At 64.5% G+C, this 24,911-nt stretch carries 21 protein-coding genes; 14 read left to right on the top strand and 7 right to left on the bottom strand.

Annotation, left to right across the window (positions count from 1 at the left end; all coding sequences use genetic code 11):
- Positions 1 to 194 precede the first annotated feature (194 nt).
- The 4 genes from D3227_RS41080 to nthA form a co-directional block, all read right to left on the bottom strand.
- Positions 195 to 662 (bottom strand): hypothetical protein, encoded by a 468-nt coding sequence (locus D3227_RS41080; protein WP_208646357.1) that lies wholly within the window; start codon positions 660 to 662, stop codon positions 195 to 197.
- A gap of 178 nt (positions 663 to 840) precedes the next feature.
- Entirely contained in the window at positions 841 to 1,191 is a 351-nt protein-coding gene (locus D3227_RS10485; protein ID WP_120014036.1) for a hypothetical protein, read from the bottom strand.
- Entirely contained in the window at positions 1,178 to 1,816 is a 639-nt protein-coding gene (locus D3227_RS10480; RefSeq protein WP_120014035.1) for an SH3-like domain-containing protein, read from the bottom strand. Before D3227_RS10480 ends, D3227_RS10485 begins: the two co-directional genes overlap by 14 nt.
- The gene (nthA, locus tag D3227_RS10475; protein WP_120014034.1) at positions 1,816 to 2,463 is read right to left on the bottom strand and encodes a nitrile hydratase subunit alpha; all 648 of its coding nucleotides are present in this window, start codon (positions 2,461 to 2,463) and stop codon (positions 1,816 to 1,818) included. The genes D3227_RS10480 and nthA overlap by 1 nt, the downstream gene beginning before the upstream one ends.
- A 547-nt stretch (positions 2,464 to 3,010) precedes the next feature.
- Between nthA and D3227_RS10465 the strand changes: the two genes are divergently transcribed.
- From D3227_RS10465 to D3227_RS10455, 3 genes are all read left to right on the top strand, one after another.
- On the top strand, positions 3,011 to 3,613 hold the full coding sequence (locus tag D3227_RS10465) for a pyridoxamine 5'-phosphate oxidase family protein (RefSeq protein ID WP_120014032.1): 603 nt from the start codon (positions 3,011 to 3,013) through the stop codon (positions 3,611 to 3,613).
- Between the two features lie 319 nt (positions 3,614 to 3,932).
- On the top strand, positions 3,933 to 4,169 hold the full coding sequence (locus D3227_RS10460; RefSeq protein WP_167480662.1) for a DUF1127 domain-containing protein: 237 nt from the start codon (positions 3,933 to 3,935) through the stop codon (positions 4,167 to 4,169).
- Positions 4,170 to 4,545: 376 nt separating this feature from the next.
- Positions 4,546 to 4,872: a GYD domain-containing protein gene (locus tag D3227_RS10455; protein WP_120014089.1), complete on the top strand. Its 327-nt coding sequence runs from the start codon at positions 4,546 to 4,548 to the stop codon at positions 4,870 to 4,872.
- Between the two features lie 58 nt (positions 4,873 to 4,930).
- On the opposite strand, the gene D3227_RS10450 is transcribed toward D3227_RS10455, so the two are convergent.
- Positions 4,931 to 5,446, bottom strand: coding sequence for a MarR family winged helix-turn-helix transcriptional regulator (locus D3227_RS10450; RefSeq protein WP_167480661.1), 516 nt, complete (start codon positions 5,444 to 5,446; stop codon positions 4,931 to 4,933).
- 432 nt (positions 5,447 to 5,878) lie between these two features.
- Here D3227_RS10450 and D3227_RS10445 point away from each other — a divergent pair, with 432 nt between their 5' ends.
- Genes D3227_RS10445 through D3227_RS10435 form a run of 3 tightly spaced genes read left to right on the top strand, consistent with a single transcriptional unit; the run spans position 5,879 to position 13,711 of the window.
- Positions 5,879 to 7,282 (top strand): efflux RND transporter periplasmic adaptor subunit, encoded by a 1,404-nt coding sequence (locus tag D3227_RS10445; protein WP_208646356.1) that lies wholly within the window; start codon positions 5,879 to 5,881, stop codon positions 7,280 to 7,282.
- Positions 7,275 to 10,427 (top strand): multidrug efflux RND transporter permease subunit, encoded by a 3,153-nt coding sequence (locus D3227_RS10440; protein WP_120014029.1) that lies wholly within the window; start codon positions 7,275 to 7,277, stop codon positions 10,425 to 10,427. Before D3227_RS10445 ends, D3227_RS10440 begins: the two co-directional genes overlap by 8 nt.
- Positions 10,424 to 13,711 carry an efflux RND transporter permease subunit gene (locus D3227_RS10435; RefSeq protein WP_120014028.1) on the top strand — a complete coding sequence of 1,096 codons (3,288 nt, stop codon included), beginning with the start codon at positions 10,424 to 10,426 and terminating at the stop codon, positions 13,709 to 13,711. The genes D3227_RS10440 and D3227_RS10435 overlap by 4 nt, the downstream gene beginning before the upstream one ends.
- 114 nt (positions 13,712 to 13,825) lie before the next feature.
- Here D3227_RS10435 and D3227_RS10430 read toward each other — a convergent pair whose 3' ends face one another.
- Positions 13,826 to 14,260: a hypothetical protein gene (locus D3227_RS10430; RefSeq protein ID WP_120014027.1), complete on the bottom strand. Its 435-nt coding sequence runs from the start codon at positions 14,258 to 14,260 to the stop codon at positions 13,826 to 13,828.
- Between the two features lie 173 nt (positions 14,261 to 14,433).
- Positions 14,434 to 15,618, bottom strand: coding sequence for a Gfo/Idh/MocA family protein (locus D3227_RS10425; protein WP_120014026.1), 1,185 nt, complete (start codon positions 15,616 to 15,618; stop codon positions 14,434 to 14,436).
- 126 nt (positions 15,619 to 15,744) lie between these two features.
- Here D3227_RS10425 and D3227_RS10420 point away from each other — a divergent pair, with 126 nt between their 5' ends.
- From D3227_RS10420 to D3227_RS10385, 8 genes are all read left to right on the top strand, one after another.
- The gene (locus tag D3227_RS10420) at positions 15,745 to 16,638 is read left to right on the top strand and encodes a MurR/RpiR family transcriptional regulator (protein ID WP_120014025.1); all 894 of its coding nucleotides are present in this window, start codon (positions 15,745 to 15,747) and stop codon (positions 16,636 to 16,638) included.
- Between the two features lie 71 nt (positions 16,639 to 16,709).
- On the top strand, positions 16,710 to 17,492 hold the full coding sequence (locus D3227_RS10415; protein ID WP_120014024.1) for an SDR family oxidoreductase: 783 nt from the start codon (positions 16,710 to 16,712) through the stop codon (positions 17,490 to 17,492).
- Complete coding sequence (locus tag D3227_RS10410; RefSeq protein ID WP_120014023.1) at positions 17,489 to 19,027, top strand: mannitol dehydrogenase family protein; 1,539 nt, start codon at positions 17,489 to 17,491, stop codon at positions 19,025 to 19,027. Before D3227_RS10415 ends, D3227_RS10410 begins: the two co-directional genes overlap by 4 nt.
- 38 nt (positions 19,028 to 19,065) lie before the next feature.
- On the top strand, positions 19,066 to 19,980 hold the full coding sequence (locus D3227_RS10405; protein ID WP_120014022.1) for a sugar phosphate isomerase/epimerase family protein: 915 nt from the start codon (positions 19,066 to 19,068) through the stop codon (positions 19,978 to 19,980).
- 55 nt (positions 19,981 to 20,035) lie between these two features.
- On the top strand, positions 20,036 to 21,070 hold the full coding sequence (locus D3227_RS10400; protein WP_120014021.1) for an ABC transporter substrate-binding protein: 1,035 nt from the start codon (positions 20,036 to 20,038) through the stop codon (positions 21,068 to 21,070).
- 89 nt (positions 21,071 to 21,159) lie between these two features.
- Positions 21,160 to 22,707 (top strand): sugar ABC transporter ATP-binding protein, encoded by a 1,548-nt coding sequence (locus tag D3227_RS10395; protein WP_120014087.1) that lies wholly within the window; start codon positions 21,160 to 21,162, stop codon positions 22,705 to 22,707.
- Positions 22,704 to 23,690, top strand: a complete 987-nt coding sequence (locus D3227_RS10390; protein WP_120014020.1) for an ABC transporter permease — start codon at positions 22,704 to 22,706, stop codon at positions 23,688 to 23,690. The genes D3227_RS10395 and D3227_RS10390 overlap by 4 nt, the downstream gene beginning before the upstream one ends.
- Positions 23,687 to 24,673 (top strand): ABC transporter permease, encoded by a 987-nt coding sequence (locus tag D3227_RS10385; protein ID WP_120014019.1) that lies wholly within the window; start codon positions 23,687 to 23,689, stop codon positions 24,671 to 24,673. The genes D3227_RS10390 and D3227_RS10385 overlap by 4 nt, the downstream gene beginning before the upstream one ends.
- Positions 24,674 to 24,911: the final 238 nt, after the last annotated feature.

Below are 24,911 nucleotides of genomic sequence, written 5' to 3'. Positions count from 1 at the left end.
GACAAATTTGTAGCGCGCTCAACCCTCAATCTCTTGGGATTGGGTCACTTCCAACGTGCGGCGTGATGGGACCCCACAAGCCACCCCCCACCCCTGCCGCGGACAAACCCGAGGGTAGGTGCCGGGGCTACCAGCGCGACCCGAGTGGTGTCCGCCGCACGGAATTCGCAACCTCGGTCATATCATCCTTCACCTCAGCGGCGATTGGTTCGAGCGTCGACGATGACGATTTGGCCTCGACCTTTGTGGCCTCGTGCGCTCACTTCCCTTGATGCAAGCATTCGCGAAACGGCAGTGGGCGTGTAGAGCGTTCCAGCACTCGACAGATGTCCTGACTCGCCCAGTGCCTGCGCAACATCAGCCAATGTCCGCTGCCGGCCTTTGACGGGATAACAGTGTAGCTTCTTTGCGAGCGCAATCAGCTCAAGTCCGCTATCAATCTCGGCATAGTTTCGGCGTGCCGTCGACTTTCTTGCCGACGCGACCTCATCGCAACGATCGGCGAGCGTGCTCGCGCGTACATGATTGCAATGCACAGTCCGGAAGCGGTCGGCAAGATGATCGCCAATCGCCTCCAAGACATCCACGGATACAGGAACCTTTTTTGAAAAATTGCTTGGTAAAGGGAGGAAGCGTTCAACTACGCCTTTAGACCCGAACAACTGTATGCCGCGTCTGCCCACCAAGAAAAGAAATCGGGTTGGGCGTCTGGCTGTCGCTCCTAGTGGTCTGTCACCGGCGCTCGAACCCGTACCTGTGGCCCTCGCCCGGGCGCGGCACGTCTGACGGCAATGCGGACAAAGCGACTATCCAGCGTGACGCCGGCTGTAGGTCCGCTGACTAATCTGCAAGGGCCACTGGCTTGCCATGCGGTGTATTCAGGAAGGCGGCTCGCCAATCCTGTTCGCGCCTGTCCACCTCGGCCCGTGGGGCGAACTGGCTCCTGTCCAGTATCTGTTCCAAAGCGCTGAGAAAGGCGCCGTAATAGATCGCGTCGGGGTCCATGGCAGTATCGGTCACCCGTCGATCAAGCTCGGCGCCCAGGGTCTGCGACCAATCCTCGGCTTCGATCTTTCCGTCGGCGATGAGCAGATCGACCAACGCAATAACCTGAGCGTGCCATTGCACGGAGAAAACCGGTTCGCCATCGCGATGGCGCCGCGCGCGACGGGCAATCTCAGGCCGGCTCAAGATAGCTGTCCCACATGTCAATCTGCAGGCTGTCTGCGCTGTCGCCGGCTTCAGGCCAAAGATCCGACATGCGAAACCGCACAACGTATGTCTGCTCGCGCCGTATCGTGCCGACAGCTTTCTCGTCGGGCAAAGGCTGTGGTCTGATCACGCTGTCGACAACCCCGGGCCGGCCGCGGACATACCCCGTCAGCCGCGTGTGCATTGTGGCGATGTCGCGCCGTGCCACAACCTTGTCGCCAGCTTTGAACCTTGCCTCTGTGGCCGGGCCCTCCACCGTAGGCCTGGGCGACTCGTATTCGAAGGTTCGACTTGAGGCCCTGCCATCGAAGAACTCCTGAACGCCCGCGACGCCTTCATCCACAGACGTGACCATCATGGCCAGAATCCATTTCTCGAAATAGTCGAGGCCGAGGTAGGCGTCCGGGGGAAGCCTTTCCAGGACGTGGCGATACCAATCGAGCGTCCAGCCCGTGCGATCCGTCGACAGCTTTTTCATCGACATCATGGCGATCGCCCATGTGCGCGCCTTCCATTCATCGGAAAACAGAGCCGAGTCATCTTCTGCGACGTTCGGGATCGGTCTGAACCCTTGCCTGCCGCCGAGGTCGTGTACCGTATCCATCACCCCGCCTCCTGTTTTGGCGACAGGTCCCTCGTCGTCCCGATCATTGCATTGCGCGTCACGAGGCTGGCGAGGTCCTCTTCGGTCCAGCCGTCAGTCCCCTCTGGACGCTGCGGAACCACCATGTACCGCCGGTCTGAAGTCGAGTCCCACACCTTGACCTCAACCTTTTCCGGCAGGTCGGTTCCGAATTCGGCGAGGACGCCACGCGGATCGCGGACCGCTCGCGCCCGGTACTCGGTCGACTTGTACCAAGATGGAGACATTCCCAAGATTCCAAGTGGATAGCACGAACACAAGGTACAAACGACAACGTTGTGGATATCAGGCGTGTTGAACACTGCGACAAGGGGGTAATCCTTGTCGACGCTTGGGACAATTTCCGAAAACGCCTCGGCCGCATGTTTCGCGAGCCGTTCGGCGAACTCGGGATCAGTCCACGCCCGCGCGATAACCTTGGCTCCATTCATCGGACCTACGTTTTCCGAGTAGTCGTCGAGCCACTTGTCCACGGCGTCGGCCGCAAGAAAGCCTTTCTCGACCAGAACCGTCTCCAGTGCTTTCAGGCGAAGAGCCGGTTCAGGCGGAAGATGGCTGTGCAATTCCCGATGAAATTTGGCAACTTTTTCGGAATCGTATGAGCTCACTGATGCCCTCCCTGAGTATCATTCTGGCTTCGCACCGCGCTGGGTGGACCCTAAGGGTTGCGTGGCTAGCTCCCCGCTGACCATCAATGACCAGACTATTGGAGCAGTGCACTCGAGTCATTGACTTTCTGACCCTACGTCAGCTTCGAGCTCAAAGCCGATGTCGTGCAGTTTTGGGGCCCCAGCAAGCGGCGGCCGGACCGAGCGCCCATCAGGGCACGCGCTAGGCGCGACACCATTGCCCTCGCCAGTTCGACACGCCGATATGATCGGCCCTTGATATAGTGTAAACCGCTAGAGGTCCTCAGTGCTTCCGGAATGAGACGATGCACCCGGCCAAGCTCCGACATGCGAGAAGTGATGGCGAGGATCGCGTACCAGGCGAAGGGCTTGGGCTCGCTCGATCTGGTGCTCGTGCCTGGCTTTCTCTCGCGATTGCACCGCAGGCCGCCCATGCTGCCGGCGGCGAGAGCCTCGCGCCCCGACATACGACTTACCGCATCACTGAGGATCGGACCATGACCCGAGTTGTGAAGGAGGAACGTCCATGACCGGCGACGCTTTCTACCACGAAGGCAATCGCTCCCTGCAGGACCGCTTCGAGAGCCGGCGCATCGCTGACCGCCTGGCAAAGATGGCGCGGGCCGCCTTCACCGACGACGATAAGGCGTTCATCGAGAACGCGATTTACTTCTTTCTTGCCACGGTCGACGCCGAGGGGCGGCCGGACTGCTCATTCAAGGGCGGCCCGGCCGGCTTCGTGCGCGTCATTGGGCCGTCGGAACTGGCGTTCCCGGATTATGACGGCAACGGCATGTTCAAGAGCCTCGGCAACCTCGACATCAATCCGAACGTGGCGTTGTTGTTCATCGCCATGCACGGCACGCCGCGCCGCCTGCGCATTAACGGCACCGCCCGAATCGACCGAGACGATCCGCTAACAGGCAGGACCGTCGGCGCACAGATGACGGTGCGCGTTGAGGCGCGCGTCATCTTCCCCAACTGTCCGCGCTACATCCCGACGATGCAGCTCGTCGAGCCGTCGCCCTTCACGCCCATGCCGGGCTGCGATCTGATCGAACCTGCGTGGAAGGGCTTCGACGCCTTCAAGGACGACATCCATCCGCGCCAGCCGACATGGAAAGGCTGATCGAAAGCAATCACGCTGTCGCCCAACTTCCGCAAAACCAGCGAATGCAGCCGTTTGTTGCAAGTGCATCGACGACCGCTCCAGGCGACCCACGACCTCCCGCGTGAACGCCAACGATGTCGGCTTTAGGATGCGGCAAACCTGATCGCGCCGCGTTGAGTGCACGCTAACGCCTGCAATGTGGTGACCGCACATCAACGAAATACCACCAATTCCACGCCGTTTCCGACGGGGGCTCCAACGCTCGCTCCCTCGGTCGTCCTTCATTGTCCTCTCATCGACGGCGCGAAGGGACGCGTCGCCAGATATGGAGACGACAATGACGACGATGGATCATGGACGTTACGAGACCAGCCGGAGGAAGCTCGACCTCCTCGGCTTTGTCGGCCGCGCTCTGGGCCTGGCCTATCATGCCATGAAGATGCGCAGCGAGCGCGCCGCGCTGCATGAAATGCCGGACTATATGCTCAAGGATCTCGGCATCAGCCGCTCGGAGATCGACCGTTACACCTCCGTGCGCTACGCCCTTTCCCATAGCGAGAGGTTCGATGCGTGAAGGACCCGCTCCCTCCGGTATCTTGTGACGCCGCATCAGCCGGCGGTTCGCCCCCCGGCTTTGACCAGTTGCTCGAGCAACCGCGCCGCAACGCGGAGGATTTCGCGCTCGGATGAGCGCCACAATTCCGAGATGACAGCTAGCACTGAAATCTCCGGCCATTGGATAAGGAAGCGTATTGTTTCGTGGGAATTCTGCGAGTCAAATCGGTCCTGGTCCCGTCAGGACCCGCTTCGGGATTGCGCTTCCATTAGCGTGGGCGCATATTCAATGCAGCTGGCGAACTACCCCCGAAAGCCGGCTAGGCTCGGCGCCAGCCCCCCGTTCGACCCCTCGACGCCGAGCCGCTGTGAAACGGCGGGGCCTGGAGGCGACCATGCCTATGTATCTCTCTCGGTTCAGCTATACGCCCCAGACGTGGGCGCGTTTGATCGAAAACCCCGAGGATCGACGCGAGGCGGCCCGCTCGTACATCGAGTCGGTGGGCGGAAAGCTGCACGGGTTCTGGTACGCCTTCGGAGAGCACGATGGCTGGAATCTGTGGGAGGCGCCCGATAATGTCTCGATGGCATCTGTCGTGCTCGCCATCGGTGCGGGAGGTGCCCTCAGCTCCTATGAGACTACCGTCCTTCTGGACGTCGAAGAAACGATTGAAGCCCTCGGCAAGGCGAAGTCGATCCGGTACCGCCCGCCGGGAGCGTAAGCGGGCACCGCATACATTCCTAGGTCTCGCCATATCGGGCCCACCTCACAGTGTCGGGTCAGTTCGGAAGATGGACCCGCCCTATCCCGAGGTCCTGTGACACCCCATCGTCAGCCGGCGGTTCGACCCCGGCTTCGACCAACTGCTCAAGCAGCAGGGCCGCAACGCGCAGGATTTCGCGTTCTGATGGGGTCAGGGCCTTGCTCATGCTTTGCGACAGCCAGGCGTTCTGCCTATCGGCGTCCCGCGCCAGCAGATCGTGTCCGTCCTTGGTGATTTCGATCAGGAACTGGCGACGGTCGATCTGGTCCTGCGTGCGCCGGATCAGTCCGCGCTCGTCGAGGTCGGCGATGAGGCGTGTGAGCGACTGGGGCTGCAGGCGCTCCAGCGAGGCGAGATCGGAGGCCGTCATCGAGCCGCCGGTCCGCTCGAGCCGCCGCAGCAGGCCGAGCTTGGCCGCGCTGACGCCATGGGCAGAGCGCATCAACCGCAATTGTCGCCCGAGGCCAACAACGCTGCGCCGCACAGCATCGGCCGTCTCCAGCATCCCCGTCGGATCGTGGTGCCCGTCCATGTGATGCCTCTCGCTCCTTTTCGCGTCGGCGCTTGCCGGCTGCCGCCATCGGCCAGCAGGTCTCGCCCCGTGCGTCAGCGTCTCCCACGAACAAGCTACGCACCTGCGCATGTAAATACTCAGCACCAGACCATTTCAGCAGAAAAGCCTGCGGAAAAACCCGCCGTTTAGGCGCTGTCGGAAGCCCGATACCTTACGGGAATTTAATTTAGTACGCAATTGCGTAGTAAAATTTCAGGGCGTACGGTTTCGCTCGGGTGGCGCGGAGCCCATAGGATCGCGAGCAGGACTTCAATGAGGCCGTCCCTGACAGGGTGCACCCGTCTGCCGCCATCGCCTCGTGCCCGGCCGGCTACAGTTCGCGGGACAATCGAGGCGCCCCCTTGTCCACCGCGCTCGCAACCATCGCGCCTGCCACGGAGCAAAACCGTCGTGGACGATGAGGTCGACAAGCGGCTCCTGCAACAGAGCGAACAGGCAACGCAGCGCGTAAAACCCCGCCGGCGACGCGGCTGGATCGTCCTGCTCCTGCTGCTGGTCGCCGCCGGTGGGCTTGCCGTCTGGCTGCATCCGTTTTCGCAACCGCGGCAGGCGGCCGATGAAGGCCGCGGCGGCCGGTCCGGCCGTAACAGACTTACGCCCCAGCCGGTGGCGGTCGCTTCCGTTGCGACGGGCAGCATTCCCATCGTTTTCGACGCGCTTGGCACGGTGACCTCGCTGTCCACCGTGATCGTGCGCCCGCAGGTCAGCGGCCAGATCACCCAGATTGCGCTGACCGAAGGACAGATGGTCAGGAAAGGCGACTTCCTGGCCCAGATCGACGACCGCAACTTCGTCGCCTCGCTGCATCAGCTCACCGGCCAGCTCAAGCACGACCAGGCACTACTCGATGATGCGCGACTGGATTTGAACCGCGACGAGAAGCTGACGACGAATGCCATCACCATCCAGGCCGTCGACCTTCAGCGCGCCACCGTCGAGGCCGATGAGGGCACTGTCGCTTCAGACCAGGCGCAGATCGAGGCCGTTCAGCTCAACATCTCCAATTGTCATATCGTCGCCCCCGCCGACGGCCGCCTCGGCCTGCGCCAGGTCGATACCGGCAACTATGTCACGCCGGGCGACGCCAACGGCATTGTTGTGATCACGCAGATGCAGCCGATCTCGGTCATGTTCTCGCTGCCGGAGGACAACCTTTCGGCGGTGACGGGTGAGATGCGAAACGGCGCGACGCTGCCGGTGACGCTGTTCGACCGCGATGATGTGCAGCAGGTCGCGTCAGGCACCTTGCAGACGGTCGACAACCAGATCGATCCGACGACGGGCACGGTGAAGATGCGCGCCATCTTCGCCAACCCAGACCAGGCGCTGTTCCCCAACCAGTTCGTCAATGCCCACCTGCTGGTGCGCACGCTGAGCAACGTAATGGTGGTGCCGAACGCGGCGATCCAGCACGGCGCGCCCGGAACCTTCGTCTATGTGGTGGGCGCCGACGACACGGTTTCCGTCCGACCGATCACCACCGGGCCGGGAGATGCGGCCGCGACGCAGGTTCTTTCCGGGCTCTCGCTCGGCGACAGAGTGGTTGTTGACGGCGTCGACCGGCTGAAGGACGGCGCAAAGGTCACGGTCCCGGATGCCGCTACACCGGCAGCGGCGACGGCCCCGACAGTGGCAGCACCGGCTGTCGGCCAGCCGCCGGCGCAAGGTGCGCCTCCTGCAGCCACCGATGCCCCGGGCGCCCAGCAGCACCACCACCGCCACCGGAAAAACGGAACAGGCGGCGGCACCGGCAGCGGTTCCGGCGACAGCCGTGCGGGCGGCGACAATGGATGAGGATCGGGACGCCGGTCCGGACGGCGGCCTCAGCCCCTCGCGGCCGTTCATCCTGCGGCCGGTGACGACGACGCTGCTGATGGTCAGCATCCTGCTTAACGGCATGATCGCCTACCTGTTCCTGCCGCTTTCGGCCTTGCCGGAGGTGGACTACCCGACAATCCAGGTGCAGACCCTCTATCCCGGCGCCAGCCCCGACGTGATGACCTCGTCGGTCACCGCGCCGCTGGAGCGCCAGTTCGGCGAGATGCCTGGGCTCGACCAGATGTCGTCGAAAAGCTCGGCCGGCGCCTCGGTGATCACGCTGCGCTTCAGCCTCGATCTCAGTCTCGACATTGCCGAGCAGGAGGTGCAGGCGGCGATCAACGCGGCCGGCAACCTGCTTCCCGCCGACCTGCCGGCACCGCCGATCTACGCCAAGGTCAATCCTGCCGACGCGCCGATCCTGACCCTTGCCGTGATGTCCGGCACGCTGCCGCTGACGGAGGTCGAGAACTACGCCGAAACCCGCCTGGCACAAAAAATCTCCCAGGTTCCCGGCGTCGGCCTCGTCAGCCTGAGTGGCGGCGAGCGGCCGGCCGTGCAGGTGCGCGTCAACCTCAAGGCGCTGTCGGCGATGGGTCTCAACATGGATGACCTGCGCACCACCATCGGCAATCTCAACGTCAACACGCCGAAGGGCAGCTTCGACGGGCCGAGCCGCTCCTACACCGTCAATGCCAATGACCAGATCAGCGACCCGAAGGCCTATGCCGACGCCGTCATCGCCTACCGCGACGGCGCGCCGGTGCGGCTCTCCGCGGTGGCCGACATCGTGCAGGGCGCTGAGAATTCCAGGCTAGGCGCCTGGATGAACCGCACGCCGGCGATCATCCTCAATGTGCAGCGCCAGCCCGGCGCCAACGTGATCCAGGTTGCCGACTCCATCAAGGCGCTGCTGCCGCAGCTGCGCGCCGGCCTGCCGCCATCGGTTCAATTGAGCCTGCTGACCGACCGGACCGCCACGATCCGCGCCTCGGTCCACGACGTCGAGTTCGAGCTTGGACTTGCCGTGCTTCTGGTAGTGCTGGTGATCTTCCTGTTCCTGCGCAATGTGGCCGCGACGATCATCCCCAGCCTGTCGGTACCCCTGTCGCTGATCGGCACCTTCGCGGTCATGTATCTGTGGGGGTTCAGCCTCGACAATCTGTCGCTGATGTCGCTGACCATCGCCTCCGGTTTCGTCGTCGACGACGCCATCGTGATGATCGAGAACATCTCCCGTTTCATCGAAGGCGGCGAGCCGCCGCTCGAGGCGGCCTTGCGCGGCTCGTCGCAGATCGGCTTCACCATCATCTCGCTGACGGTTTCGCTGATCGCGGTGCTGATCCCGCTGCTGTTCATGGGCGACGTGGTGGGACGGCTGTTCCACGAATTCGCCATCACGCTGGCCATCGCCATCGTCATCTCGGCTGTCGTTTCCCTGACCCTGGTGCCGATGATGTGCGCGCGGCTGTTGCGGCACCAGCCGGAGCGGCGGCAAGGCTGGGTGGCGCGCAAGAGCCAGGTGGCATTCGACGCCGTCACCGCTGGCTATGCGGCAGCGCTGCGCTGGGTGCTGGACCACGAGACGTCGATGCTGGTCGTGGCAGCCGCAACGCTGGCGCTTACTGCCTATCTCTATATCGTCATCCCCAAGGGTTTCTTCCCGGTCCAGGATACCGGCGCCATCGAGGCGGTCACCGAAGCCGCAGGGTCGGTCTCCTATGCCGACATGGCGGCCCACCAGCAGGCTCTGGCGGCGGCGATCCTGAAAGACCCGGACGTGGCGAGCCTGTCGTCCTTCATCGGCGTCGACGGCCAGAACCTGACGCTGAACAGCGGCCGCATGCTTATCAACCTCAAGCCGCGCGACACCCGCACGCTCGACGCCAGCGCCATCATCCGCCGGCTGCGGCAGGAGACGGCCGGCGTCACCGGCATCTCGCTCTACATGCAACCGGTGCAGGATCTCACGGTCGACACGGCGGTGAGCCCGACGCAGTACCAGTTCGTACTGCAGGATGCCGATCCTGCCGAACTGGCCGACTGTGCGTCGCGGCTCACCGCCAGCTTCGCCCGCCTGCCCGAACTGGCCGACGTCGCCAGCGACATGCAGCAGAACGGCCTTGCCGCCGACATCACCATCGACCGCGCCACCGCGGCGCGTTTCGGCATCACGCCGGCGACCGTCGACAACGCGCTCTACGACGCCTTCGGCCAGCGCATCATCTCGACCATCTTCACCCAGTCCAACGAGTACCGGGTCATTCTCGAGGCCGATCCTTCGGTCAAGGAGACGCTGGCCTCGCTGAATTCCATCTACCTGCCGTCAGCCGGCTCCGGACAGGTGCCGCTGTCTACGATCGTCAGCGTCACTGTCAAGCAGTCACCGCTGCTGGTCAGCCATCTGGCGCAGTTTCCCTCCTCCACCATCTCGTTCAACCTGGCGCCCGGCGTCTCGCTCGGCCAGGCGACCGAGGCGATCACCGCGGCCGAGCGCGCGCTAGGCCCGCCGCCCAGCCTGGTCACCGGCTTCCAGGGCGCGGCTCTGGCCTTGCAGAGCTCGTTGCGCAACGAGTTGCTGCTGGTGCTGGCGGCAGTGGTGACCGTCTACATCGTGCTTGGCGTCCTCTATGAGAGCTTCATCCATCCGATCACCATCCTGTCGACGCTGCCGTCGGCCACGGTCGGCGCCCTTGTCGCCCTGATGATCGCCGGACATGACCTCGACATCATCGGCATCGTCGGCATCGTGCTGCTCGTCGGCATCGTGAAGAAGAACGCCATCATGATGATCGACTTCGCGCTGCAGGCCGAGCGCCGGGAAGGCCGCAGTCCGCGCGAGGCGATCTACGAGGCGAGCCTGCTGCGGCTGCGCCCCATCCTGATGACCACCATGGCCGCCCTGTTCGGCGCGCTGCCGCTGATGCTGGGCGGTGTCGCCGGCTCCGAACTGCACCAGCCGCTCGGCATCACCATCGTCGGCGGATTGATCGTCAGCCAGGTGCTGACGCTGTTCACGACGCCCGTCATCTATCTCGCCTTCGACCGGCTGGCGCAGCGGGTCAGCCGGGCCGGCGCAACCGGGGAAGCCGCGCTGGAGCCCGGCCGGTCGGCATCGTGAATTTTTCCGCGCCGTTCATCGCCCGTCCGGTGGCGACCACCTTGCTGACGCTCGGCCTCGCCGCGGCGGGTTTGCTGGCTTATTTCCATCTGCCGGTCTCGCCGCTGCCGCAGGTCGATTTCCCGACCATCTCGGTGCAGGCCTCGATGGCGGGCGCCAGCCCGGACGCGATGGCCGCCGACGTCGCCTCGCCGCTTGAACGCCATCTCGGGCAGATCGCCGACGTGACCGAGATGACCTCGCGCAGCAGCACCGGCACCACCAACATCGTGCTGCAGTTCGGCCTCGACCGCGACATCGACGGCGCCGCCCGCGACGTCCAGGCCGCCATCAACGCGGCGCGCGCCGACCTGCCGTCGGATCTGCACAGCAATCCGCGTTATCCCAAATACAATCCGGCCGATGCGCCGATCATGATCCTGGCGCTCACCTCGCGGACGCTGACGCCCGGCCAACTCTACGACACCGCCGCCACGGTGCTGCAGCAAAAACTCTCGCAGGTCGAAGGTGTCGGCAATGTCGATCTCGGCGGCAGTTCGCTGCCGGCCGTGCGCATCGAGCTCAACCCGGGCGCGCTGTTCAACTACGGCATCGGGCTGGAGGACGTGCGCGCCGCCATCGCTTCGGCCAATGCCCACAGCCCGAAGGGCGACATCGAGGACGGCGCGCAACGCTACCAGCTCTACACCAACGACCAGGCGAGCCACGCCGTCGACTATCGCGACCTGGTGATCGCCTGGCGCAACGGCGCCGCCGTGCGGCTGCGCGATCTCGCCGATGTCGAGGATTCGGTGGAGGATGTCCGCAATCTCGGTCTCGCCAATGGCGTGCCCGCCGTGCTTCTCGTGCTCTACCGCGAACCGAACGCCAACATCATCGACACCGTCGACAGGGTGCGCGCCGTCATTCCGCAGCTCGAAGCGTCCATTCCGGCCGATGCGCACCTCTCCGTGAGCAGCGACAGCAGCACGACCATCCGCGCTTCGCTGTCCGACACCGGGATGACCCTGGCGCTGGCGATTGTGCTCGTCGTGCTTGTCGTGTTCTGCTTCCTGCGCGACTGGCGCGCGGCACTCATCCCGACCGTCGCGGTGCCGTTCTCGCTGCTGGGCACCTTCGGCGCAATGTACTTGCTGGGCTACACGCTCGACAATCTGTCGCTGATGGCCCTGACCATCGCCACCGGCTTCGTCGTCGACGACGCGATCGTCGTTCTCGAAAACATCATGCGGCATATCGAAGACGGCATGCCACGGCGGCAGGCCGCACTTCTCGGCGCAAGCGAGGTCAGCTTCACGGTGCTGTCGATGAGCGTGTCGCTGATCGCCGTCTTCCTGCCGATCCTGTTGATGGGCGGCATCCTCGGCCGCCTGTTCCAGGAATTCGCCGTGACGCTGTCGCTGGCGATCCTCATATCGCTCGTTCTCTCGCTCACCACCACGCCGATGATGTGCGCGCATTTCCTGCGCCTGCCAGCGAAGCGCCGGTCGCTGCTCGCCCGGCTTGGCGAGAGCGCGTTCGAACGGCTGCGCCGCGGCTACGGACGCTCGCTGGCTTGGGCGCTCGACAATGCCGCGATTGTTCTGGTCATTCTCTTCTGCGCGATCGCCCTCAACGTCTATCTCTACGTCGTGGTGCCCAAGGGCTTCTTCCCGCAGGAGGACACCGGCGAACTGGTCGGCGGCATCCGCGCCGACCAGAGCATCTCGTTCCAGCTGATGCGGCAGAAGCTGACCGAGCTGCAGTCGATCGTCCAGAGCGATCCGGCGGTGGCCAATGTGGTGGGCTTCATCGGCGGCCGGCAGACCAATTCCGGCTTCGTCTACGTCACCCTGAAGCCGCAAGCCGAGCGGGCGTCGCTGCAGGCGGTGGTGACACATCTGCGCGCAGCACTCCAAAAAGTGCCGGGAGCCCAGCTATTCCTGTTTCCACGGCAGGAGATAAGGGTCGGCGCGCGCCAGAGCCTCGCCACCTACCAGTATTCGCTGCAGGCGGACTCGATCGCCGAACTCGACGCATGGGCGCCAAAACTGCTCGACGCGCTGAAGCAGGCGCCGGAGCTCGCCGACGTCAATTCCGACCGCGACGAGGCAGGCCTAGAGACCAACCTCTCCATCGACCGCGAAAGTGCTGCCCGGCTCGGCGTCAGCACCTCGGCCATCGACAACACGCTCTACGACGCGTTCGGACAGCGCCAGGTTTCGACGATCTTCAATCCGCTCAACCAGTACGAAGTCGTCATGGAGCTGGCGCCGCGCTATTTGCAGGATCCGTCGGCGCTGTCGCGCATCTATGTCAGCACCTCGGGTGCTGCCGCCAGCGGCACCCAGCGTACCAACGCGCTGGCCGGCACGGTGACGGCAGCCGCCAATACGCCGCCTTCCGCCGCATCACTTGCCGCCAGCGCATCCGTCCGCAACCAAGCCATCAACGCCATCGCCGCCATCGGCCATTCCAGCGCCTCGAGCGGTGCGGCGGTCAGCACGGCGCAAGAGCACATGGTGCCGCTGTCGGCATTCAGCCACTACGCACCCGCCACCATGCCGCTGTCGATCAGCCACCAGGGCCATTTCGTCACCACGACGATTTCGTTCAACCTGGCCGAAGGCGCTTCGCTCGGCGATGCCACCGCGGCGATCGATCGGGCGATGGCGACGCTCAAAATGCCGGAGTCGATCCACGGCGCGCTTGCCGGAACGGCGCTGGCCTTCCGTTCGGCGCTGACCAACGAGCTGCTGCTTGTCGCCGCCGCTTTAGCCACCATCTATATCGTGCTCGGCATGCTCTACGAGAGCTACATCCACCCGATCACGATCCTGTCGACGCTGCCTTCGGCCGGACTTGGCGCGCTGTTTGCCCTGGAACTCACCGGGATGGATTTCAGCGTCATGTCGCTGATCGGCATCATCCTGCTCATCGGCATCGTCAAGAAGAACGCGATCATGATGATCGACGTTGCGCTGCAGACCGAGCGCAAGGAGGGTGCCGCACCGCGCGAAGCCATCTACAGGGCATGCCTCACGCGTTTCCGGCCGATCATGATGACGACCTTCGCCGCCCTCCTCGGCGCGCTGCCGTTGGCGCTCGAAATCGGTACGGGGGCGGAGATCAGGCAGCCGCTCGGCATCGCCATCGTCGGCGGCCTGATCGTCGCCCAGATGCTGACGCTCTACACGACGCCGGTCGTCTATCTCTGCCTCGATCGCCTGCGTCTGTCGGCGGCACGCCGGGCAGCGCCCGCTGCATTGCACGAACAGCTGGGATTCACCCCGACGCGGACTTGATGGTGCCGGATATTCCTTGACGATTGCGCTTCGCTTATCTGCCCCGTGAGGCGGTGAACTGTATCCACCGCCTCACGGATATAAACCCTTGCCGCTGCGCAAGAACCTGTTTCGTCAAAGCATGAATACTCCCCGCAGCCAGGCGAAGAAACCGAACTTCCCGGACACTGCCGCGCGGACGCGCGTCGCGGCCCATCGTGCCGGCATCGTCGCGCCGACATGGCAATGGCAGACGATTTCGTGCAACTGCCAATCGGTCAGTTCGAAGAAGCGCTTGGCTTCACCGTAAGTATCCTCCTTCAGGCCTTGCGCGCGAAAGATCGGATCCTCGAAAGCCACGGTGATGGGTGAGCCCGCGGAACGCATTCTGTCACGGACCTCCGCGCTTATGTATTCGGTGCCCGCAAGCGCCCCAAGGCACCGGTCGGGATTTTGCTCCAGAAGTTGCGCCCAGCGCTCGAGGCGCTGGCCCCGAGTGGCAATCAGAAGTGTTGCTTCGGCCTGAACGTCGGCAACGCTTTGCAGTTGGTCAAGTGTTTGGTGTTTCACGGCCGCCTCCTACCAGCAGGTGATTCACCCCAACCCCAGAATGGAATTATGGCGCTCCGCGAGGTCGGCAAGACCCGGTATGCGCGATGCAAAAAGGATCATCGTATCAGGCCGTAGAACCGTGCAGCTCGAGGCGTTCAAAGCACGGCAATCAAGGGATAGGTGCTCTCGATTTACGCAAACCGCGCTGGCGTCCACGCCCCGCCGCCGGCGTTCGATTCAACGGCCGCCGCGACGAACTTCACGCCGCGCGCGCCGTCTACGACATCGGGCACTTGCGCCGCTCGGGCCGGATCGACCGCCGCGCCGGAGCGATGGGCGCGGATGATGTCGGCTGCATCGCGATAAAAGTTGGCGAAGGCTTCGATATAGCCCTCCGGGTGGGCTGCCGGCATGCGCGACACACGGCGGCTTTCGTCGGTCGAGCCATGGCCGCCGCGCACCAGCATGCGCGTTTCCTCGCCATAGCGCGAGAAGCACAGTTCCTCCGGCCGCGTGCCCGACCATTCGAGCCCGGCCTTGTCGCCGTAAATGCGTACCGAAAGGTCGTTGTAGTGGCCTGGCGAGGTCTGGCTGGCCAGGATCGTGCCGCGCACCCCGCCCGTCCAGCGCATCAGCACATGCGCGTTGTCGTCGAGACGCCGCCCCGGCACGGCGGTGAACAGATCGGCCGAAACCGCTTCCGCCTCGCAGCCGGAGATAAAACTCGCCAGGTTGAAGGCGTGGACGCCGATGTCGGCCAGCACCGCCGACTGTCCTGCGCGTGCCGGATCGGTGCGCCATTCCGCCTGCTTCTGGCCCTGCGCGTCGATGGGCTGGGTCAGCCAGTCCTGGATATAGGCGCCATGCACGGAAACGATGCGGCCAAGCTCCCCCGCCGCCACCATTTCGCGCGCCTGGCGGACCATGGCGTAGCCGGTGTTGTTGAGGGTGACCATGAACCGGCGGTTTTTCGCCCGCGCCAGCTCAACCAGCCCTTCGGCATCGGACAATGTCGTCGACAGCGGTTTGTCGCAGATGACGTCGATGCCGGCTTCGAGGAAGGCGGTGGCGATCGGCGCATGCAGATGGTTTGGCGTGACGATGACCACGGCCTCGATGCCGTCGGGCCGCGCCGCTTCCGCCTTTGCCATCGCATGATAATCGGCATAGCTGCGCTCCGGCGCGATGCCGATCTCGGCGGCCGAGGCTGCGGCGTTTTCGGGATCCGAGGACAGCGCGCCCGCAACCAGCGAGATCTGGTCGTCGAGCCGCATGGCCAGCCGGTGTACCGCGCCGATGAAGGCATTGCGGCCGCCCCCGACCATGCCGACCGTCAGGCGTTTGCGCGTCGATCCGTCCGAGGTTGCATAGACCATGACTTTCAAACTCCTCCTGGACAGACCAATTTCGATGGCATCACAGCTTGAGAAGCCGCTAGCATTTTCGAATATGATTTCCAATTTCCATTTTGTAAAACGATCGTGCCGCGCTAGCGTGAATCCATGAGCGGAGCGCAAAAGTCATCGGAACGGTCCAGCATCGACGAGGCCGCGACCCGGAAACGCGGACGCTCGCTTGCCGCGCTCGGCTACACCAAACCGCAGACCTACGAGGAGCTGCGCGCGGTGCTCTCCTCCGGCACTGTGCATTTCCCCAAGCGCCTGCGCCAGGTCGCCATTTTCCTGTGGCAGCATCCGAGCGATGTGGCGCTGGGCACCATCGCGCAGGTGGCAGAGCAGGCCGGCGTGCAGCCTTCGACGCTGGTGCGCTTCGCGCAGATCTTCGGCTATGCCGGCTTTTCCGATTTCCAGGGCCTGTTCAAGGAGCACGTGAAAGGCTCATGGCCGGAAGGGCGCGGCCCGGAGCGGACGGCGGCCGAGCCCAACGCCAATCTGCATTTTCTCAACGGCATGGTCGGGGCGTCGCGGGCCTCGCTCGGCCGCATCGACAATAGCTTCGACATCGAGAGCTTCGAAGAGATGGTCGCGCTGCTCGCCGCCGCCGACCTGATCTATGTCATAGGCAGCAAACGCGCCTTTCCGGTCACCACCTACCTTTCGCTGACGCTGTCGCAGCAGGGCATACGCAATGTGCTGGTCGACAATGTCGGTTCCACTGCGCTCGATCAGGTCGGCTGCATAGGCAAGCGCGACGCGGTGCTGGCGGTGAGTTTCAGCCCCTACAATTCGATCACGCCGGATCTCGTCGCCGTCGCGCATGAGCGCAAGGCGCGCATCGTCACCATCACCGACAGCACTTTCTCGCCGCTGGTCAAGCTGTCGGACACCTGGCTGGAAGTCGTCGAATCCGACTTCGCCGGCTTCCGCTCGCTGGCCGCCTCACTGGCCGTCGGCATGGCTTTGGTCCACGGCGTCGTCGCCTGCCGGACAGAATGACCGGAACGATTGACTGAAAGGAACAATAGTTCCATATTTGAAAAAATAGAAGCCTTGTTCCGGGAGGAGGAATGGAGGTTCAACTCGACGGCAAGGTGGTGCTGATCACCGGCGCCACGCAAGGCATCGGCCTGGCGATATCAGAGACGCTTGCGCGCTCCGGCGCCGAAGGCCTGCTGATCACCGGCCGCGACCCGGCGCGCGGCAAGGTTGCAGCGACATCGCTCTCCGAAATGGGCACGCCGACGGAATTCGTCGCCGCCGATCTTGCGGACCCCGAGGCGCCGGCCCAGCTGGTCGCGGCATGCCTTTCCCGCTTCGAACGCGTCGACGGGCTCGTCAACGCCGCCGGCCTGACCGACCGCGCCTCTTTCGTTGATGCCGGCCTCGACGACTGGGAAGCGTTGTTTGCCGTCAACGCCCGCGCGCCCTTCTTCCTCATGCAGGCGGCTATCGCCGACATGAGGATGCGCGGCCAGGGCGGCGCCATCGTCAACATCCTGTCGATCAACGCCCATTGCGGCTCGCCCGAGCTTGCCGTCTATTCGGCCACCAAGGGCGCGCTGGCGACGCTGACCAAAAATGCGGCCAACGCCCACCGCTTCGACCGCATCCGCGTCAACGGCATCAATGTCGGCTGGACCGATACGCCGGCCGAACGCATCATGCAGGCCGAGACACTCGGCCATGGCCCGGGCTGGCTCGACGCCGCCAACGCCGCGCAGCCTTTCGGCCGGCTGCTGACGCCGAACGATATCGCCAACCTCGCCGTCTTCCTGCTTTCCGACGCGGCCGGGCCGATGACCGGCGCGGTGATCGACCAGGAACAGTCGGTGATCGGGGCGAACCGGTGAGCGCCGCTGCCGCACCCGAAATGCTCGGCCCGGAGCTGCTTAGCCGACTTCCAACCTCCGTCCAGCGGCCGTCCTATGACCGTGCTGCCCTCATGCCGGGCATGGCGCATATCGGCGTTGGCGCCTTCCATCGCTGCCACCAGGCCGAATACACCGACGATCTTCTGTCCAGCCATTTCGACCGCTGGGGCGTGGTCGGCATCAACATCCGTCCGCCAAACCTGTCGGAAACGCTAGGCCGGCAGGGCGGCCTGTACACGCGCCTGATCCGGCAGGACAATCATGTCGAGGCGCGCGTCATCGGCAGCATTATCCGCGTTGTCGACAGCCAGGAAAGCGCCGCGCCGGCGCTTGAGGTGCTTGCCTCGGCCGACATCGAACTGGTCACCATGACGGTCACCGAGAAAGGCTATTGCCATATCCCGTCGACCGGCGCGCTCGATCTCGATCACCCTGATATCGTCCACGATCTCGCCAACCCGCATGCACCGCGCAGCGTGCCCGGCATCCTGGCGCGAGTGCTGGAGCAGCGCAGGACCTCGCATGGGCGGCCTGTGTCGCTGCTCAGCTGCGACAACATCCCAAGCAACGGAGTGATCCTCGGCAGTGTCGTGCGGACGATGGCCAGCCGGCGCGGCAACGGCCTTTCGGAGTGGATCGCCGCCAATGTCGCCTTCCCTTCGGCCATGGTCGACCGCATCGCGCCGGCGACCACACAGGCCGACTTCGAAACCATCGAGCAGCGCTTCGGCTACCGCGACGCCGCCGTCGTGGTCGGCGAACCGTTCCGGCAGTGGGTGATCGAGCGAAAATTCGCCGGCCGCGTACCGCGCTGGGACCTTGTCGGCGCCAGTTTCGTCGACGACGTCACGCCGTTCGAGCATCTCAAGATGCGGGTGCTGAACGGCGCCCAGACGACGCTTGCCCATCTTGGCGTGCTCTGCGGCTTTGAGCACACGTCGGATGCTGTCGCCGATCCGCTGCTCGCCACCTTAGTCCGCCGCATGCTGACCGAAGAGACCCTGCCAACGCTCAAGGCAGTGCCTGGCATTTCTGCGCCTGCCTATGTCGAGCAAAGCCTCGCACGTCTCGCCAACACCGCGATCCGCCACCGCAACCACCAGATCGCCACCGACGGCTCGCAGAAGATCGTGCAGCGTCTGCTCGACCCGATCCGCGACCGGTTGCGGCACGGTGGGAGCATCACGCTGCTGTCGGTGCCTGTCGCCGGCTGGATGGCCTGTCTGATCAAGGCCGCCCCGCACTTCGGCAAGTGCTGGCAGGTGTCCGACCCCTTTGCCGGAAGGATCTCGGCCATCGCCGACCGCATCGGCGCCGACACCAAGGGGCTCACCGACGCCATTCTTGCGATAGACGCGATCTTCGATCCGTCACTGGCCGCCGACACTATGTTCCGCGCAAATATCATCGCCGGCCTCGATGGTCTGCTCTCAGAGAATCCGCTGGCCTTTGTCAGACATGCCTGCACTGAGCCAATAGATGCGCGGTTGAAGCGACCGACGCGATCTGCATAGTACGATAGGTCGTTAAGTTCACGACCAGGGGAGGCATCATGAAGCTTGGACTGCTCACAGCGCCATTTCCGGATACCCCACTCGCCGAGGTCGCCGACTGGGCAAGCTCGGCCGGCTTCGAGGCGCTGGAGATCGCCTGCTGGCCGAAATCTTCGGGCGACAGCCGGCGCTATGCCGGCACCAGCCATATCGACGCCGCTGGAACCTCGGCCTCGCAGGCAAAGGAGATCACGGCAGCGCTCGCCGAAAAAAAACTGTCTATCTCGGCTCTCGGCTACTACCCCAACCCGCTGCATGCCGATGCTGCGCACCGCGAGGCGGTCATCGATCATCTGAAGAAGGTGATCGTGCTGGCCGGGCAGATGGGCGTCTCGCTGGTCAACACCTTCTGCGGCGGCGATGCCTCCAAGCCGGTCGACGTCAACTGGGAAGAGGCGCTCAAGGTCTGGCCCGCCATCATCGCCCATGCGCGCGACAACGGCGTCGGGCTGGCCTTCGAGAACTGCCCGATGATCTTCAGCTCTGACGAATGGCCGGGCGGCCACAACATCGCCTATTCGCCGCAGATCTGGCGCCGCATCCTCGAAGCCTTTGGCGGCGATATCGGCATGAATTTCGACCCCTCGCACCTGGTCTGGCAGATGATCGACCAGGCCCGCTTCATTCGCGAATTCGGCCCCTACATGCTGCATGTCCATGCCAAGGATCTGATGATCGATCATGATGGGTTGTATGAGCGCGGAATCCTCTCAGTCGGCATAGGCTGGCAGGTGCCGCGCATGGCGGGGCTTGGCGATGTCGACTGGAACATCGTCTTCTCCGGCCTCTACCGCGCAGGCTACGACGGACCGGTCATCATCGAGCACGAGGACCGGCGGTTCGAGGGGAGCGACGACAACATCAAGCGGGGATTCCTGCTCGCGCACGACGTGCTGCGCCCCTTCGTGAAGTGACGGCGCAGACGGTTTTGAGACTGAAAATAAAAGATCAATGTGGAGGAGTACTGAAATGAAAAAATACCTGACCATGGTCCCGCTGCTTGCCGGCGCGGCCTTCCTGGCTTCGGTGGGCGTATCTTCCGCCGAGGGCAAGTACACGATCGGCATCTCCAACACCGTGCAGGGCAATGGCTGGCGCGAGGAGATGATCTGCGCGATGAAGGCGCAGGCGCTCGCCTCCGGCGAGGTGACGAAGCTCAACATCGCCCACCGCAACACCGACGCCGCCGGTCAGCTGGAGGACATCCGCAACCTGATCAGCGCCAAGGTCAACGCCATCGTCGTCAACCCGGCCGACCCGGCCGGCATCAAGGCTGGCCTGGAGGAGGCCACCAAGGCCGGCATCGTCGTCGTCGCCGTTGACCAGGCGGTCACCGAGCCTTCGGCCTACATCATCTCCAACAACCAGGAACAATACGCCTATCTCGGCGCCAAATGGCTGTTCCAGCAGATGGGCGGCAAGGGCGAGGTGGTCTATATGCGCGGTGCCGCCGGCGCTTCCGCCGACAGCGACCGCGACAAGGGCTTCAAGAAGGCGCTTGCCGAATTCCCCGACGTGAAGGTGGCGCAGGAGGTGTTCACCGGCTGGCAACAGGACCAGGGCAAGCAGCAGATCCTCTCCTTCCTCGCCACGGGCGCACCCTTCAACGGCATCTGGACGTCCGGAATCGACAATGTCATCGTCGATGCGCTGGTTGAATCGCAGGCGCCGCTGGTGCCGGTGGTCGGCGCCGACAATGCCGGCTTCGTTGGCCAGCTGAGCTCGGTCAAGGGTCTGGTTGGCGCGGCCGTCACCAACCCCGGCTCGATCGGCGGCGCCGGCGTCACACTTGCCTTGCAGATCCTCAACGGCAAGAAGCCGGCGCAGCAGACTGTGCTGGTCGAGCCGCAGCTCTGGGAAAACGCCACCGAGGAAGGCAAGGCCAAGCTCAAGGCCGCCGCCGACCCATCGCTCAGCCCGGAATGGCCGGTCTCGATCTCGATCCCGGACTGGACCACTTACACGAAAGAGCAGATCGTCGCCTGCAAGGGTCCGGGCGAGTAATCTTCGCTTGCACTAAGCCACGAGGACGGCAGACAACAGTCTGCCGTCCTCGCTGAATGATTGGGAACGCCCGTTTGACGACGAACCCTCTGCCAGAAAACCCATTGCTGGACGCCACCGGCGTCGCCAAGAATTACGGCGCGGTTGCCGCGCTGCGCAACGCCTCGCTCTCGGTCCTGCCGGGCGAGGTGCATGCGCTGATGGGCGCCAATGGTGCCGGCAAGTCGACGCTGGTGAAGATCCTGACCGGCGCTATCCACGCGGACGCCGGCCGCGTCCTGATCCGCGGCGAGACGCGCGACATACGCTCGCCGGCCGCCGCGCGCCGCGCCGGCCTGTTGCCCGTCTACCAGGAGCCGTCGCTGATCCCGGATCTCGACGTGCTCTCCAATTTGCGCCTGACCGGCACGCCGGTCGAGCCGTTCCGCGCCTGGGTGCGCGAGCTTGGCATTCCCGACCTCGACTTGCGCGACACCGCGCGCGACATCCCGCTCGCCGTTTTGCGCGTGCTCGACCTGGCGCGGGCGCTGGCCGTTGAGCCCGACGTGCTGCTGCTCGACGAGATGACGGCAGCGCTCCCCGCCAACCTCGCCGAGAAGGTGCTGGAAGTCGTGCGCCGGCAAGGCGACAGCGGCCGCTCGGTGATCTTCATCTCGCACCGCTTCGTCGAGATCTCGGCGCTGTGCGACCGCGCCACCGTGCTGCGCGACGGCGAGACGGTCGGCGTCGTCGACATCGTGCCCGGCGTCGAGGAAAAGATCGTCGAGCTGATGCTCGGCGCCAGGATCGTCAAGACTCAGATGACGGCGCGCCCCGCCGGTCAGGCCGCATCGACGGCGACGAGCCGCCCGCGCCTTGGCGTGCGCAATCTGTGCGTCGGCACCAAGCTCCAAGACGTCTCCTTCGACCTCGCCAATGGCGAAGTCGTGGGCGTCGTTGCGCTTGAAGGACAAGGCCAGGACGAACTCTTTGCCGCGCTGGCGGGCTCGATCCGGCCCTCCGGCGGCTCGATCGAGGTCGACGGCCAGCCGGTGAAGTTTACCCACCCGAGCGACGCCATTCGCGCGGGGATCGCCTACGTGCCGGGCGACCGCACCGAGGCGCTCGCCATGCAGCGCTCTGTGCACGAAAATATTGCGCTGCCCTTCAGCGCCGCGCTGCGCAAGTGGGGACCGATCCGGGTGCACAAGGAGCGTACTGTGGTCGCCAGCGCCATCGCCCGGCTGCAGATCGACACCCGCGCGCAAGGCGAGGTGCAGCGCCTCTCCGGCGGCAACCAGCAGAAGGTGACGATCGCCCGCTGGATCGCTGCCAACGCCCGCACCATCCTGTGCTTCGACGCGACGCGCGGCATCGATGTCGGCACCAAGCAGGAGATATACAAATTGCTGCGCGAGCTCGCCGGCCTGGACAAGTCGGTGCTGTTCTACACTTCCGAACTGGAAGAGGTGCAGCGTGTCTGCGACCGCGTCATCGTCATCTTCGGCGGCCACGTCGTCGACATCTTCCCGGTCGAGGAGGCCGACGAGCCGGCACTGATGCGTGCCGCCTATGGCCTGCCGCGCGGCGTCACCGCCGATGTCGGCATCCTGGCCGACCCGACGTCGAAACCTTCGACCCCGGAGGCAGTACCTTGACCCGCTTCCTCCGCAACCAGGGCTGGGTCGCCGGCCTGTTCGCCCTCTTCGTGCTGCTGTTCGTGCTCACCAAGCTGATCCAGCCGGGCTATGGCAGCGGCGATTTCGGCTCGCTGGTCCGCGCCGTTCTGCCCTACGCCTTCGCCGTCGCCGCCCAGACCGTCGTCGTCATCGCCGGCGGTATCGACCTTTCGGTCGCCGCCATGATGGCGCTGACCAGCGTCACCGCCGCCTCGATGATGAACGGCGCCAGCGAGGAATACGCGCTGTTCGTGGTGCCCTTCGTGCTGGCCATGGGGCTGGTGCTGGGCGCGTTGAACGGCATCCTGATCGTCGTCACCCGCGTGCCCGACATCGTCGTCACTTTGGCCACACTGTTCGTCCTGCAGGGCGCGGCCTTGCTTGTGCTCGGCGCGCCGGGGGGGGCTGCCGCCGACTGGCTGAAGGCCAGTATCGTCGGCACGCTGCCGATCCCCGGCCTGCCCGACAACATCGACGCTTGGGTGCCGAAGGCGCTGGTGCTGCTGGTCGTCTGTCTCTGCATCATCTGGATACCGCTCAGGCGCTCGAAGCTCGGCCTATCGATCTATGCCATCGGCTCGAGCGAGCTGGCTGCGTTCCGCAGCGGCGTGCCGGTCGCGCGCACCCGCATCATCGCCTACGCGCTGTCGGGCCTGTTCGCCGCCATGGGCGGGCTGGCGCTGACCATGAGCACTGGCATCGGCGCCCCCATTCCCGGCCCATATCTGTTGGCCAGCGTCGCCGCGGTGGTGCTCGGCGGGGTGGCACTTGGCGGCGGCAAGGGCGGCCTGCTCGGCCCGATCGTCGCCGTCTTCGTGCTGCGGCTGGTGCGCACCGATCTCACGCTGCTCGCCATCGACCCCAACGTCACGGCCATCATCGAAGGCGCCATCATGGTCGCCGTGGTGATGTTCGGCGCCTTCATCACGATAAGAGGCCGCCCGGCAGGAGCAATGCCATGACGAGCAGCGCGACAATGCCCCAGCCGGTATCCTTCGGCCGCCGCGTCAAGCGGTTCATGGCCGACCGGCCGCTCGTTCCCCTGATCATCCTGCTCGTCATCCTGGTGGTGATCCTGCAGATCCTGCGGCCCGGCATCGTCAATGAGCGCTGGCTCGCCAACACGGTGAAGTTCGCCATTCCGCTGGCGATCCTCGCCGGCTGCCAGACCATGACCATGCTGACCGGCGGCATCGATCTGTCGGTCGGCACGGTGGCGACGATGAGCGCCTTCATCATGGCCACCCAGATCGTCAACCAGGACCCGGCGGTGGCCTTCCTGCTGGCGATGATGCCGGCGGTGCTGATCGGCCTGATCAACGGCATCGGCGTCGGCGTCTTTCGCGTCCATCCGCTGATCATGACGCTCGGCACCAGCCTGATCGGCACCGGCTGCCTGCAGGTCTACCAGCGCACGGTGATCGCTTCCGGAGCAAAAATCCCGGATTTCCTGAACTGGCTGGGCACCGGCCTGACCTACGGCTTCCCCAACGCGCTGCTTTTGTTCGTGCCGCTGGCGGTGCTCATCGTCTTCACGCTGCGCCGCACCGGCTTCGGCCGCCTGCTCTACGCCGTCGGCGACAATGAACGCGCGGCGCGCTTGTCGGGCGTCCGCTATTGGCAGGTAATCACCGCGCTCTACGTCATCTCCAGTCTGCTCGCCGGCATCACCGGCCTGCTCTACATCGGCCTGATCAAGGCGCCGTCGCTGTCGCTGGCCGAACCGCTGGTGCTGCCTTCGGTGGCCGCCGCCGTGATCGGCGGCACCTCCATCTTCGGCGGCCGCGGCGGCTACACCGGCACCATCATCGGCGCGCTGATCCTGACGGTGCTGACGACGCTGCTGACGATCCTGCAGATGCCCGAAGGCGCGAGGCGGATTTTGTTTGGGCTGATCGTGCTGTTTGTGACGGCGGCTTATTTGCGGATTGTTGAGGAGAGGTAGGGAGGCTGTCGCGAATGGGTGCTTCTGACCGATACCGTTGAAAAAGTTCGGGTCGCGGCTGCAAATGGCATTTGCGTAGAATGGTGTTTCCGCAAAGACCCAAAATTGAATCCTGATTCCATGCAATACGCTGGGGTGGAAAGGGATTCTATAATCGGTGGCGACATTGCAGTGCGGCGGACTTTTTCAACAATATCGGCCCAAAGCCGCTTCCACGAGGCGAACGGCAGCGCCGCAT

The sequence above is a fragment of the Mesorhizobium waimense genome, from assembly GCF_003601975.1.
Taxonomy (GTDB): Bacteria; Pseudomonadota; Alphaproteobacteria; order Rhizobiales; family Rhizobiaceae; genus Mesorhizobium; species Mesorhizobium waimense.
The sequence above is the reverse complement of the archived record's forward strand: the minus strand, read 5'-3'. Positions and strand labels throughout refer to the sequence as shown.

What these genes read in the sequence shown, in the direction of transcription:
- D3227_RS10480 (WP_120014035.1), bottom strand. Translation starts at nt 1,816, where the DNA reads ATGGATACGGTACACGACCTCGGCGGCAGGCAAGGGTTCAGACCGATC.
- D3227_RS10465 (WP_120014032.1), top strand. Translation starts at nt 3,011, where the DNA reads ATGACCGGCGACGCTTTCTACCACGAAGGCAATCGCTCCCTGCAGGAC.
- D3227_RS10460 (WP_167480662.1), top strand. Translation starts at nt 3,933, where the DNA reads ATGACGACGATGGATCATGGACGTTACGAGACCAGCCGGAGGAAGCTC.
- D3227_RS10455 (WP_120014089.1), top strand. Translation starts at nt 4,546, where the DNA reads ATGCCTATGTATCTCTCTCGGTTCAGCTATACGCCCCAGACGTGGGCG.
- D3227_RS10450 (WP_167480661.1), bottom strand. Translation starts at nt 5,446, where the DNA reads ATGGACGGGCACCACGATCCGACGGGGATGCTGGAGACGGCCGATGCT.
- D3227_RS10440 (WP_120014029.1), top strand. Translation starts at nt 7,275, where the DNA reads ATGGATGAGGATCGGGACGCCGGTCCGGACGGCGGCCTCAGCCCCTCG.
- D3227_RS10425 (WP_120014026.1), bottom strand. Translation starts at nt 15,618, where the DNA reads ATGGTCTATGCAACCTCGGACGGATCGACGCGCAAACGCCTGACGGTC.
- D3227_RS10420 (WP_120014025.1), top strand. Translation starts at nt 15,745, where the DNA reads ATGAGCGGAGCGCAAAAGTCATCGGAACGGTCCAGCATCGACGAGGCC.
- D3227_RS10415 (WP_120014024.1), top strand. Translation starts at nt 16,710, where the DNA reads ATGGAGGTTCAACTCGACGGCAAGGTGGTGCTGATCACCGGCGCCACG.
- D3227_RS10405 (WP_120014022.1), top strand. Translation starts at nt 19,066, where the DNA reads ATGAAGCTTGGACTGCTCACAGCGCCATTTCCGGATACCCCACTCGCC.
- D3227_RS10400 (WP_120014021.1), top strand. Translation starts at nt 20,036, where the DNA reads ATGAAAAAATACCTGACCATGGTCCCGCTGCTTGCCGGCGCGGCCTTC.
- D3227_RS10385 (WP_120014019.1), top strand. Translation starts at nt 23,687, where the DNA reads ATGACGAGCAGCGCGACAATGCCCCAGCCGGTATCCTTCGGCCGCCGC.